Annotated in this window: 8 protein-coding genes and 1 tRNA gene; all 9 read right to left on the bottom strand. The window is 58.4% G+C overall.

The genetic code is table 11. The annotated features are described in order from the left end of the window. Nucleotides 1-34: 34 nt before the first annotated feature. The 9 genes from VXJ24_RS02815 to carA all read right to left on the bottom strand — a co-directional run bounded on the left by VXJ24_RS02815 (nt 35) and on the right by carA (nt 12,878). On the bottom strand, nt 35-1,033 hold the full coding sequence (locus VXJ24_RS02815) for a class C sortase (protein WP_330971397.1): 999 nt from the start codon (nt 1,031-1,033) through the stop codon (nt 35-37). Nucleotides 1,034-1,048: 15 nt separating this feature from the next. Beyond that, the gene (locus VXJ24_RS02810; protein ID WP_330971396.1) at nt 1,049-2,641 is read right to left on the bottom strand and encodes an isopeptide-forming domain-containing fimbrial protein; all 1,593 of its coding nucleotides are present in this window, start codon (nt 2,639-2,641) and stop codon (nt 1,049-1,051) included. A 108-nt stretch (nt 2,642-2,749) separates the two neighbouring features. Next, nucleotides 2,750-4,357, bottom strand: coding sequence for an isopeptide-forming domain-containing fimbrial protein (locus VXJ24_RS02805; RefSeq protein WP_330971395.1), 1,608 nt, complete (start codon nt 4,355-4,357; stop codon nt 2,750-2,752). A gap of 376 nt (nt 4,358-4,733) precedes the next feature. Further along, on the bottom strand, nt 4,734-6,020 hold the full coding sequence (gene clpX, locus VXJ24_RS02800) for an ATP-dependent Clp protease ATP-binding subunit ClpX (RefSeq protein ID WP_330971394.1): 1,287 nt from the start codon (nt 6,018-6,020) through the stop codon (nt 4,734-4,736). Nucleotides 6,021-6,023: 3 nt separating this feature from the next. Further along, a complete protein-coding gene (locus VXJ24_RS02795; protein WP_330971393.1) occupies nt 6,024-6,644 on the bottom strand; it encodes an ATP-dependent Clp protease proteolytic subunit in 621 nt (206 codons plus the stop codon). Between the two features lie 94 nt (nt 6,645-6,738). After that, nucleotides 6,739-8,082, bottom strand: coding sequence for a trigger factor (tig, locus tag VXJ24_RS02790; protein ID WP_330971392.1), 1,344 nt, complete (start codon nt 8,080-8,082; stop codon nt 6,739-6,741). Nucleotides 8,083-8,148: 66 nt separating this feature from the next. Further along, nucleotides 8,149-8,233 (bottom strand) — tRNA-Leu (locus VXJ24_RS02785). 146 nt (nt 8,234-8,379) lie between these two features. Continuing rightward, entirely contained in the window at nt 8,380-11,613 is a 3,234-nt protein-coding gene (gene carB, locus VXJ24_RS02780; protein ID WP_330971391.1) for a carbamoyl-phosphate synthase large subunit, read from the bottom strand. Beyond that, a complete protein-coding gene (gene carA / locus VXJ24_RS02775; protein WP_330971390.1) occupies nt 11,613-12,878 on the bottom strand; it encodes a glutamine-hydrolyzing carbamoyl-phosphate synthase small subunit in 1,266 nt (421 codons plus the stop codon). Before carA ends, carB begins: the two co-directional genes overlap by 1 nt. Nucleotides 12,879-12,918: the final 40 nt, after the last annotated feature.

Genomic DNA, 12,918 nt, shown 5'->3' with positions numbered 1-12,918 from the left:
TGCATCTGTACTCCGAGTACAGCGCCGCCTTCGTCTACCTCCCCGCATGATGCCTGCCTCCCAAGCATTCATCGCAAGGCCTGGCACCCTGCTTCTTTGCCTTCCGTCTGTTCATGCGAACCGGCTTGGTTCCAGGAGAATGGCGAAGAGCGCATGCCTTGCTCTTGTGCCATATGCCATCGGCAACCCAGACATGGTTGGCCAGATGGGCTCCTATCGCAAGCGCAGCTATAAGAACTGCAATGCCAGCCATTGCGGGGATGGTCCTGCGGTTCACGTAGTTGTTCACATTTCCTGCTCCTTCATCGCGATCAAGTACACGGTCCGTTCTATGTCCGCGTACCAGAAGGCGATGGTCGTTCACGCCGTAAGGCGTGCAGGTGACCAGAAGGCAGGAATCCTCTCCCGGAACAAGAGCGATGGCCTGTTCCCAGGCGTCGTAGTCGTCCTGAGAGATGACCTCGATGTTGTCGACCTCGTAGACGCATTCACGTCCCAAAGCATCGAGTGCAAAGAGGTCTCCTGGTTCCAGCTGCCTGATATCGTCGAATGCCCGCATGTCCGGCATGCCGGAATGCGCCGATATCACGCAGTTGGAAGTGCTTCCGCCTACTGGGAGGCTCGTCGTCTCGATGTGTCCGATTCCTGCAGCAAGAGCTTCCTGATCGGTGCCGTGATAGATAGGCATCTCCAGATCGATCTTGGGGCACTCGAGGTATGCCATGTACGGCTTCGTAAGAGCGAGCTGCTCATCATACGGCAGTACCTCTTCGTCCACTTCCTGGCCGGCAAGCTTCTCGTTGTAAAGATCAGCCAGATGTAGCTCTGCCTGTGCTTCGGGATCGTCTGCCTCGCTGTAGGTGGACTGCATCTCGCTCACGGCCTGATGGTCGTGATAGGCGATAATCCAGTCAGAGATGAGCGGGTACAGGAGCATGGCAAGGCCGATGAGCATGCCCACAAGAGGAAGGATCGTCCAGATACGGGACGACCTGCGGGACGTGCCCTTCTTTCCGTCTGCTCCTGCACCCACAAGATCACCTAGAAGCTACTCGGCATCGTCGTTGCTAGCGTTGCGCTTGTGCTTCAGATAAGCTGCAGCAGAGATAACGAGAATAGCGGAGCCGTAGACCATGAGAGCAGTGGTGCCTTTCATACCAGTCAGTGGCATAGTGATTTCCTTCTTATCGCCGACAGTCACCGTGACGATACCGGTCGTAACGTCAGCTGCCGTGCCGGTCTTCGGCTGGAGCTGGTGATTACCCGTCGTGCCATCAGGCGTACCAGCAATAACGTCAGAGTTCTGGTCCACGCTGAGATCCAACCCGGTCAGGCTGTCCTTGTTGTCGCCGGAAGTACTGATAGTAGGAGTGATGGTGAAGGTAAATTTACCGGTCTTCTGATACCCATTAGGTGCAGCAGTCTCCTCAACCGTATAGGTACCCGCATCGAGACCGTTGACCATAAAACCGTCGTCGCCGTTTGCAGTGAATGTATAGGCTGCATCGCCAAGAGAACCGTCGCTCTGTACGTACTTGCCATCAGAGTTCTTGATGGTGAAGGTAGCCCCGTTAAGAGCCTTCTCCGTATCGCGGTCGCACTTCACAAGCTTGAGCTTGTACGTGTACTCCCTGACAGTAGGATTGTTCGTCGTCGTGCCAGTGCCACTCGTATGAGGATCGTTGCTGTAGGTAAGCTTCACCGTGTTATCGAGGTTAGTTCTCTGGCCTGCAGCAGCGTTGGCGTTGACCTTTGCAGTGTAGGTGACATCGACTTTGCTGTCCTTGGTAATAAGCGTTGTAGCAGTCTTGAGATCGTTGAAGGTGACGGTAAGCTTATGGCTGGTCTGGTCGTAAGCAACCGTTGCTTTGCTCGTGACATCCGTACCATCAACGGTTACCTTTGCATCTTCCTGATAGTCCAAGCCTGCAGAGAGCGTATCGGTGAAGACGTACTGATAAGTTTTGAAGGTTGCAATATCACTCGAAACCGTGCCTTCGATTTTATAGCTCAGGGTATCGCCGACATGCGTGGATCCGCTGGTCTGCCCATTGTCAACGGTCTTCGTGACCGTCGGCACGGAGTCCTTCTCCGTAACGTTCACATCTTTGCCGCCGACGACAGCAAAGATAGGAGCAGTTGCGCTCTCGCCGTTACCAGCAGTGTTTGGTGTCGTGACGAACAGCCAGTAGCCAGCGCTCAGGTTAGTTGCCGTATCAGGTTTAACGGTCGTAGTCGTAGTGACACCAGAGACCGCCTTGGCCAGTGCATTGGCAGTGCTGCTAGCTTCAACCGCAGTCGTGCTGTCAGTGCCTGTTATCTGCTGGGTAATCCAGTCAGCACCATCCTGAGCTGTATTGAAAGTCTTCTTAGCAACCGACTCGACTGCAGCCTTCACATCGTTATTAGCCCAATCAAGGTCGCTGACCTTCTTCTGGCCACCAACCTCTTCAACCTTGCCGGTAAAGATCTGATAGCCCGTGAACGTCGTGCTGTTGCCAGTTACCTGATTGATGGTGATGTTTCCCGTCGCAGCAGCATCAGCAGCAAATGCGACCGTCGCCGGCGCCATCATCCCTGCACCCATGGCAAGCGTGAGGCCTGCCGTCACCGCGAGGCGTGCAATGTTCGTCTTCTTCATGTACAACGTCCTTTCTTCCTGTTCCCTTCCCTAAGGAAGCCGAGCTCATAGGACACCCTGGCGAGGGGTGGCATATGCAGAAGTGAATTGATGAGATTAAGAGCCTGTTTAGTGGTTCTGCTTGTCCTTATGGGACAGAGCGCGGGAGATTACGATGGCGACAATACCGACAGCAATCAGAAGGACTGCAATGCCGATGCGGTTGTAATCGCTCGTGTCCGGCATGCCGATCCTGCTGCCCTTTGAAGAAGCCTGAGATGTGGTACCAGCATTGCCGCCATTGGTATCCGGCGTCTTGGCAATCTCAGAGTCTTCGATGGTGAGATTCACTACACCAGAAGTGGAATCGACGCCCGTGACAGAAGCATCATCAGCCGAAGCTTTGAGGCTCTTCCTGTCACCCTGGAGCGTTATCGTCACATCGGACGCAGCCTTATAGCCCTCCGGCACTTCGACTTCCTTGAAGGTATAACTGCCATTTGCTAGATTGGCGACTGTCACGACACCCTGATCATTGGTGCGCCAAATGGAAGCATCAGTCTTTTCTTCGGTTGCCGTGCTATCCGTGTTGATGTAAAGGCCCTTGGCATCCTGAACGGTAAAGCCAGCTTTGGGAAGCTCTTGACCGTTCTGTGCATCCTTCTTCGTCAGACGCACGAACCACGTAGCAACTTCGGCCTGCTGACGTTCGGATGTTGTATCGGTCGTAGATGCTGCTGCGAGGAAATGCGGAAGATGGGACAGCGTCGCCTTTGCAGCATGGATGCTCGAAGTGCTGACACCTTCGCTGGCATCTGCAGCGCTATCGGAGACTGCCTTCGTCGGCTTCCTCGTATAGGTGAGCGTTGCATCGTTCTCGTTCTCATGAGCGAGACCGGCTGTAGCAAGCGTATTCAGATGTGCGGTATAGGTGACGGTGATAGTATGGAACTCTCCGAGCTCAGGAAGGACCTTCTTGAGGTCAGCGAAGTTGACTGTGAGCTTCTGGCCATTGAGAGAAATCTCTGCGTCAGAGGTGAGGTCCTTCGTCGTCGAGCCATCTGCTGAGGAAGCAAGAACCTTGACGGAAGACTGGTCAACCGTGAAGGATTCATCCATCACATCGTCGAACTGGTAATGATACGTAGGGAAGCTGTCATATGTCGTAGGAAGCGTGCCGACGAGACGGTATTCGGGGTCCACATCGTTTCCGGCAACAGCGAAGTCAGACCAGTCACCATCGGTCCTGACCTGCTTCACGAGCACAGGAGCTTCGGCCTTCTCCGTGACTTCCGTCGTGGCATTGCCACCGACGAGCACAAGCACAGGAGAGGAATCGGCGGAGGTGATCAGCCAATAGCCATCCTCGAGCTCGGTCTCTCCTGTCGTGATGTCGGTCTTGTCAGCTGCGACACCGGAGGCTTCGACCTTCCAGTCAATCTCGTTTGCAAGGGAAGGCGTCTCGTTTGCAGAGAGCCAGTCAGCGACATCCTGGGCAGTGCCAGCAGGTGCGCCAAGCTCCTGCCAGGAAGTGGCAGGAAGCGCGTCAGTATAGCTGACGTCACTCAGCGTCTGAGAGGTACCCCCCCCCGACACATTCCCGTCGAGGAGCTTGTAAGCGCTATAGGAGCGCGCAACTCCATCTGAAGCGTTCAGCTCCAGCGTTCCCTTTGCATAGGCCGAAACAGGCACGCAAAGTCCGCAGAGAATCATTGCAAGTGCAGTTAGACAGCTCATTAACCGTCGGCTTTGGCTTCGCACAGCTACCCCCAATAGCTACGCTCTGCGCACCGGTATCTCAGGAGCTTTCGTACTTCAAAGGTACCATGGTGCAATATGTACGTTCGTCATGCCAGGACATGACATAATCGAACCATAGCATTAAGCATGGCTTCAGGTTATCCTAATTTTAGGGACCATTCAGGTTGTTTAATCTGTTATCAGACTGAAAGCCTGTTCAGCGGGCATTTAGTCACCTAGATATGACTTTGTAATATTTCCGCAAGACACAATTTGAGATTTCTGAATTCACGACACATCTAAAGAAAATGTCCCATTCTGTCCATTTGTTGGCAGGATGGGACATCTCTGAAAACGGAAATTTCAGCTCGAGCTATGCCGTGTGCTTGCTCTCACTTGCATAGCCAAGACGGGGCGGCTCGGTGCCGTCGACCGCTTCCTTCGTGACCGTGACTTTCGTCACGTCGAGGTCGCTCGGAATATCGAACATCGTATCCTGGAGCGTCGCCTCGCAGATGGCACGAAGGCCACGCGCGCCTGTGTTGCGCTTGAGCGCGAGCTTTGCAATCTCGCGGAGCGATTCAGGCTCGAACTCGAGCTCGACGCCCTCGAGCTCGAACATGCGCTTGTACTGCTTCACGATAGCGTTCTTGGGCTCTGTCAGGATGCGGACAAGGTCATCCTCCCTGAGCTCATGCGTTGCCGTGATGACAGGGATTCTGCCCACGAACTCAGGAATCATGCCGAACTTGTGCAGGTCCTGCGGCATGACCTTGGACATGAGGAAGTCTTCGTCCTCGTCGACCTTCTTCGTGAGCTCGGCATTGAAGCCGACGCCCTTCTTGCCGATGCGGTCAGCCACGATCTTGTCGAGGCCGACGAAGGCGCCGCCGCAGATGAAGAGGATGTTCGTCGTGTCGATGTGGATGAGCTCCTGCTGCGGGTGCTTCCTGCCGCCCTGAGGAGGCACGCTTGCCATCGTTCCCTCGAGGATCTTCAGGAGTGCCTGCTGGACGCCCTCGCCCGACACGTCGCGTGTGATCGAGAGGTTCTCTGCCTTGCGCGCGATCTTGTCGATTTCGTCGATGTAGATGATGCCGACCTGGGCACGCTCCACATCCCCGTCGGCAGCCGTGATGAGCTTCAAGAGGATGTTCTCGACGTCCTCACCGACATATCCGGCCTCGGTGAGCGTGGTGGCATCGGCTATCGCGAATGGCACCTCGAGGAAACGCGCCAGCGTCTGCGCCAGGAGCGTCTTGCCGGTGCCCGTGGGGCCCAGGAGCAGGATGTTGCTCTTGGCAAGCTCAACGTCGTCGCCTTCGGCAGAAGGCTCGCTTCCTGCCATGATGCGGCGGTAGTGGTTGTAGACCGCCACCGACATGGCGCGCTTTGCCTCTTCCTGGCCCATGACGTACTGGGAGAGCTCGTTGTAGATTTCATGAGGGGTCGGAAGCTCCTTGATAGGGGCGGCGGGAGCGAACTGGGGCTCCTCTGCCTCCCTGAAGTCAGCCTCTGCCCTGTCTGCTTCCTTGATGATGTCTTCGCACGTCTTCACGCACTCATCGCAGATGTAGACATGGTTGGGCCCCTGGATGAGCTTGCGCACCTGGCTCCGCGTCTTGCCGCAGAACGAGCAGCGCATTTCGTCGTCTGCCATTCACTACTCCTCTTCGGTGGCGTCGACGCGCCTGCCGATGACCTTGTCGACGAGGCCGTACTCCTTGGCCTCTTCGGCACGCATATAGTTGTCGCGCTCGGTGTCGGCATTGATCTTCTCGATCGGCTGGCCGGTGGCCTCAGCGAGCATCTCGTTCAGGTGCTGGCGGATCCACTTCGTCTCGTCTGCGACGATCTGGATATCCGTCTGCTGGCCCTGGACACCAGAGCTCGGCTGATGGATCAAGATCATCGAGTTCGGCAGCGCCATGCGCTTGCCCTTCGTGCCGGAAGCGAGGATGGCAGCACCCATGGAGGCAGCCATGCCGACACAGATCGTGGAAACGTCCGGCTTGATGAAGTTCATCGTATCGATGATGCCGAGGCCGGCATAGACATCTCCGCCAGGAGAGTCGATGTAGAGCGAGATGTCCTTGTCGGGATCCTGGCTCTCGAGGTGCAGGAGCTGGGCGATAACGAGGTTGGCGCTATCGCGTGTGACCTCCTCGCCGAGGAAGACGATACGATCGTTGAGCAGCCTCGAATAGATATCGTAGCTGCGCTCGCCACGCGGCGTCTGCTCGACGACATACGGTATCAGCGGAATGTTCGTTGGATTGTGCATTTCTCCCCTTCCAACTGCTAGTAGATTCCTACTGAATATCCCCAGTAACGCGCTTGCATTACTGGGGATACCAAAAAGTGTCTGAATTGTGGAGCTACTCGGCATCCTCTGCGTTGTCGTCAGCTGCCGCCTGCTCGGCAATCTCGTCGACGATCGTCACAGGTGCGTTCTCGACGAGCCAGTTCAGAGCCTTGGTGCGGCGGATGGACTCGCGGATGGCGGGCATCTGGCCCTGCTGCGTGAACTGCTTCATCTGGGCCTTGACATCCTTGGCGCCAGCCTTCTTGAACTCGTTCTCGACATCCTCTTCGGTTGCCTCGACGCCGAGGTGCTTGGCCAGCGCGTCAAGAGCGAGAGACTGGCGTGCACGCTCCTTGGCCTGCTCGCGGAGGTCAGCAACGAACTCATCAGAGGTGATGCCGCGGAAGCGCAGGTACAGGTCGAGCGTCATGCCCTGGCGCTGGAGCTGCTGCAGGAAGTCCTGGGCAATCTCGTTGAGCACCTGGTTGACGTAGTTCTCAGGGATGGTCTCGAGGGTGACGTGCTTGCCCATCTCCTCGACGACACGGTCCTCCCTGAGGTTCGGGAGGCTCGTCTTCTTGTCGGACTCGATCTCCTCCTTGACGGCGTCACGGAGGTCGGCAACGGTGTCGAAGCCGAACGTGGACTTGGCAAGCTCGTCGGTGAGCTCAGGCGTGACCTGCTTCTTGATGCCCTTGAGGGTGACGGTGCAGGCGTGCTTGGTCTCAGTCGTCTCGCCGTCCTTCTCCTCGGAGGTCGTCCACTCGACGTCCTTCGTCTCGCCCTTCTTCATGCCCATGAGAGCGTCGACGAACTCAGCCGGAAGAGCCTTGGAGGAAAGATCCATCGTGCGATCGGTGCCGGCAACGGAATCAGCATTCTCCTTGTTTTCCACATCGACGGAGACGAGGTCGCCCTGCTGGACGCCACGGTCCTCCTCGACGTCCTCGACGGTCGTGTGGTAGGAAAGGAGCTGCTTCACCTGCTGGTCGATCTCGGCCTCGGTGGCCTCCTCAGGCGGCATGTTGATGGCAGGAGCGTCGTAGGAGTCGAGCTCGACCTCAGGACGCACCGGAATCGTGACGTCGATCGTGTAGTCCTCGCCCTCCTTGGCAAGGTCCGGATCGTCGCCGAAGTTCGGCTGCTCGACCGGCACGATGTCAAGCTCCTCGAGCATGAGCGGCTCTGCCTGGTTCAGCAGGTCGTTCGTTGCCTGGGCAAGCACTGCCTCGCGGCCAATGAGGGAGTCGATGACAGGACGCGGGGTACGGCCACGGCGGAAGCCCTTGAAGCTGTACTTGTTCGCGATGTCCTTGTAGGCACCCTTGACGGCGTTGTCGACGTCCTGCTGAGAGATGGTGAGCTTTGCTGCAACCTCGTTGTCCTTGGGCTCAGCTGCGGTAACAGTAATCTTCAAGGTTCCTCCACTGTTCTATACGCTTCGGGCACGGCAGATGGGCCGTACCTTCTTTTCCGACCGATGTGGTGCGGGCGAAAGGACTTGAACCTTCACGAGTGTCCTCACTGGAACCTAAATCCAGCGCGTCTACCAATTCCGCCACGCCCGCATTTGTCGCACGGACACTATATGTTAGCAAATATTGTGGTGTCTGGCGCTGATTTGCCACAATTCCATAGCTCAGAAGCCTTGTTGGCCCCATCTGCACAGAAAAACCTCCTCCCCCGAAGGGAAGGAGGTTCTGAATTGCCCTAGCTACTCCTCTGCAGGAGCAAGCTTGCTGAGGTCCTGGAGGGCATAGGTGCCAAGCGAGGACTCGCGCAGGGCCACGATGGCCTGGACAAGAGCGGTCGCACCCGACATCGTCGTTGCCATGTCGATTCCCCTGTTCACGGCCTCGCTCCTGAGCTTCGTGCCGTCGCCACGGGAGCTGTGGCCATGAGGCGTATTGATCAGGAAGGCGATTTCGCCGTCTGCCATGAGGTCGATCACATTCGGGTGCCCCTCGCGGACCGGCTTCACGATGCGGCACTCGATGCCGGCAGCACGCAGCGTCTTTGCCGTGCCGCGGGTGGCCAGAAGGTCATACCCGAGCTGCCTCAGCGTCATCGCGACCGGCGCGATGGAGCGCTTGTCGCGGTCGCAGACGCTGATGAAGACATTGCCCGACATCGGGATCTCGTACTCGATGGCCTCGCGCGTCTTCGCATAGGCCTTCGGGAACGTGGTATCGATGCCCATGACCTCGCCCGTGGACTTCATCTCCGGTCCGAGCGTGACGTCGGCGCCCGGGAAGCGGCTCCACGGCATGACAGCTTCCTTGACAGCGTAGTAGCCAAGGTCGCGATCAACAGGAGGCAGGTTGAAGTCGGAAATCTTCTCTCCGCTCATGATGCGGGCAGCATACTTTGCCAGAGGCACGCCCGTCGCCTTCGAGGAGAAGGGCACCGTGCGCGATGCACGCGGGTTCAGCTCGATCACGAAGATCTGCTCGTCCTTGACAGCAAACTGGACATTGAGAAGGCCCTTGATGTGGCAGGCAAGCGCGAGCTTCGCGGCAATGGCGCGGATGTTCGCGACGATCTTGTCAGAGAGCGAGAACGGCGGGAAGCAGCAGGCAGAGTCGCCCGAGTGGATGCCGCACTCCTCGATGTGCTCCAGCACTGCGCCCACGTAGCACTCGTCTCCGTCGCAGAGGGCATCGACATCGAGCTCGATGGCATCCTCGAGGAAGGAGTCGAGATAGACCGGGTGGTCCGGAGAGACCTTCGTTGCCTCGCCCATATAGGTCTTGAGGTCGTTGTCGTCGTAGACGATTGCCATGCCGCGGCCGCCCAGGACATAGCTCGGACGGACCAGGAGCGGGTAGCCGATGTGCTTGGCGACAGCACGGGCCTCGTCCAGAGTCTCGGCGACGGATGAAGGCGGATAGGAGATCTCGAGCCTGTCGAGGAGGCTTGCGAAGCGGTCCCTGTCCTCAGCGAGGTCGATGGCCTCGGGCTGGGTGCCCATGATGGGCACGCCTGCCGCCTTGAGGCGGCTGGCGAGGTTGATAGGCGTCTGGCCGCCGAGGGTGACGATGACGCCTTCGGGGTGCTCAGCCTCGACGACATTCATGACATCCTCGAACGTAAGCGGCTCGAAGTAGAGGCGGTCGGACGTGTCATAGTCCGTGGAGACCGTCTCGGGGTTGCAGTTGACCATGACGGTCTCATAGCCCTTGGCCTCGAGCGCGTAGGCAGCATGCACGCAGCAGTAGTCGAACTCGATGCCCTGGCCGATCCTGTTCGGTCCTGCAGAGAGGATCACGACACGGGGCTTTTCTGCCTCATGGAACTCCGATGCCCCTCCTACCTCATAGGTGAAGTAGTGGTAGCTCGTGCGGGCAGCAAACTCGCCTGCGCAGGTATCGACCGTCTTTATGACAGGACGGACTCCCAGCACCTCGCGAAGGGCACGTACGACCTCTTCCTTCTGGCCCGTGAGATAGGCAATCTGGCAGTCAGAGAAGCCCATCTGCTTTGCTGCAAGCATGTGCTCTGCATCCATGCCGGAAAGGCCACGCTCGTGGATGGCGCGCTCTGCCTTCACGATATCCTGGATGCGGAAGAGGAACCACTCATCGATGCCGGTGCGCTTGTGCAGGTCCTCGACCGTCCAGCCACGGCGCAGCGCCTCTGCAATATAGAAGATGCGATTCGGCGTGGCGCGCGTGACGAGGTCCTCGAAGTTCTCCTCGTCGTAGGTCGTCTTGCCGTCAGCGCCGAGGCCCATATGACCCTTCTCGAGGGAGCGGGTGGCCTTCTGGAGCGCTTCTTCGAACGTGGAGCCGATGGCCATGACCTCGCCCACGGCCTTCATGCGGGTCGTCAGGGTCTCAGAGGTTCCCTTGAACTTCTCGAAGGCGAAGCGCGGGATCTTCACGACGCAGTAGTCGATCGAAGGCTCGAAGCAGGCAGGGGTGGCACGGGTGATATCATTCGTGATCTCGTCGAGCGAATAGCCGACAGAGAGGAGCGCTGCCATCTTTGCAATCGGGAAGCCCGTTGCCTTGGAGGCAAGAGCCGAGGAGCGGCTCACGCGCGGGTTCATCTCGATGACGAGGACACGGCCATCCTTCGGGTTCACGGCGAACTGGACGTTCGAGCCGCCGCAGGCAACGCCGACCTTTTCCAGTACGGCAAGCGAGTAGTCGCGCAGGCGCTGGAGCTCGTAGTCGTTCAGGGTCTGGCAGGGAGCCACGGTGATAGAGTCGCCCGTGTGGACGCCCATGGGATCGAGATTCTCGATGGAGCAGACGACGATGCCATTGCCGGCAGAGTCGCGCATGACCTCCATCTCGATCTCTTTCCAGCCCTCGACGGACTGCTCGACGAGCACTTCCGTCTCTGGCGAGAGGGCAAGGCCTTCGCGTGCGATGCGCACAAGATCGTCGTGGTTGTATGCCATGCCGCCGCCAGCGCCGCCGAGCGTGAATGCTGGACGGATCACGACAGGATAGCCGAGATCGTCTGCAATGCGCTCGCACTCTTCGAGCGTATGGGCCACATCGGACTTTGCGACCTCGAGACCAATCTCGCGCATGGCCTTGGCAAAGAGCTCGCGGTCCTCGCCGACCTCGATGGAGTCGATGTCGCAGCCGATGACCTCGACGCCGTACTTGTCGAGCACGCCTGCCTTGGCAAGAGCCACGGCGCAGTTGAGGCCGGTCTGTCCGCCCATGTTCGGAAGCAGCGCATCGGGGCGCTCCTTCTCGATGACCTTGGCTACGGACTCGACGGTGATCGGCTCGATGTAGGTGCGATCAGCCGTCTCCGGGTCCGTCATGATCGTGGCGGGGTTCGAGTTCACGAGGACGACCTCGTAGCCCTCCTCGCGCAGCGCCTTGCACGCCTGGGTGCCGGAATAGTCGAACTCGCAGGCCTGGCCGATCACGATCGGGCCAGAGCCGATGATGAGGATCTTCTTGATATCAGTGCGCTTCGGCATCAGAAGCGCCTCCCTTCGCGGACGTCGATTGCCAGATAGTCCTCCACGCCGTCCATCATGCGTACGAAGGCAGCGAAGGCATAGGTGGAATCGTTCGGTCCGGGCTTTGCTTCAGGGTGGTACTGCATCGAGAAGGCGGGGATATCGAGGAACTGGATGCCCTCAGGCGTTCCGTCATTGAGATTCACATGCGTCAAGCGTACGCGTCCATACTCCTTCGTTTGAACAACCGGCGCGATATGGCGCTCGGACCAGAAGCGGAGGTCTTCTGCATGGTCGGCGATGCCGCCCGAAAGCTCGGGGATGAGCGGTCCGAACGTCGGGAAGACAGGGCCATAGTTGTGGTTCTGTGCCGTGATCTCGACCTTGCCCGTAAGCAGGTTCATGACCGGCTCGTTGCCGCCGTGGTGGCCATACTTGAGCTTCTCGATGTCAGCTCCTGCTGCCATAGAGATAACCTGGTTGCCAAGGCAGATGCCGAAGACCGGAAGCTTGCCGAGCGCTGCTTTCACGGCGCGCACCGTCGAGGGTACGGACTCAGGATCTCCTGGGCCATTCGAGAAGAAGACGCCATCCGGATTCATGGCCTCGACGTCGGAGAACGGCGTATCCCACGGCACGACCGTGACCTCGCAGCCGACAGCTGCGAGCCTCTTTACGATGCCGAGCTTCTCGCCGCAGTCGTAGGCGACGACATTGTGCTTCACAGGACCCTTGTCGGGCGACACCGTATAGCGCTCGCGCGTCGAGACATCTGCCACGTAGTTGTGCTCGGAGATCTTGGGCGACGCCTTCACACGGGCAACCAGGCTCTCGGGGTCGGTATCGACCGTCGAGATCGCGGCACGCATGGCACCGCACTCGCGGATATGGAGTGTGAGCGCACGCGTATCCACATCCTCGATAGCGACGATATCGCGCTCTGCAAGGAAGTCCGGCAGGCTCTCGACGCTCTGCCAGTTGCTCGGCGCATAGCACATGTCATGCACCACGAGGCCACGCAGATGAAGCTTCCTTGACTGCATATCCTTCTCGTTTATGCCGTAGTTGCCGATCTGCGGGTACGTCAGCGTGACGATCTGGCCAGCATAGCTCGGATCGCTCACGATCTCCTGATAGCCCACCATAGAGGTGTTGAACACCACTTCGCCGAAGGTCTCCCCTTGGGCACCGCACGACCTTCCTTCGAAGACAGTCCCGTCCTCGAGCGCCAGAAGCGCCTTCGGATGCTTGCTGTCGTCCACCAAAAGGTTCAAGATGGCCACCTTTCCTTCGTTGGCAAAACCAAATCCCCCAGCATGGGGC

Origin of the sequence: Olsenella kribbiana, from assembly GCF_036408795.1 — a bacterium.
GTDB lineage: Bacteria > Actinomycetota > Coriobacteriia > Coriobacteriales > Atopobiaceae > Olsenella_L > Olsenella_L kribbiana.
This window is presented reverse-complemented; position numbering and strand designations above follow the sequence as displayed.

What these genes read in the sequence shown, in the direction of transcription:
- VXJ24_RS02810 (WP_330971396.1), bottom strand. Translation starts at nt 2,641, where the DNA reads ATGAAGAAGACGAACATTGCACGCCTCGCGGTGACGGCAGGCCTCACG.
- VXJ24_RS02805 (WP_330971395.1), bottom strand. Translation starts at nt 4,357, where the DNA reads ATGAGCTGTCTAACTGCACTTGCAATGATTCTCTGCGGACTTTGCGTG.
- clpX (WP_330971394.1), bottom strand. Translation starts at nt 6,020, where the DNA reads ATGGCAGACGACGAAATGCGCTGCTCGTTCTGCGGCAAGACGCGGAGC.
- VXJ24_RS02795 (WP_330971393.1), bottom strand. Translation starts at nt 6,644, where the DNA reads ATGCACAATCCAACGAACATTCCGCTGATACCGTATGTCGTCGAGCAG.
- carB (WP_330971391.1), bottom strand. Translation starts at nt 11,613, where the DNA reads ATGCCGAAGCGCACTGATATCAAGAAGATCCTCATCATCGGCTCTGGC.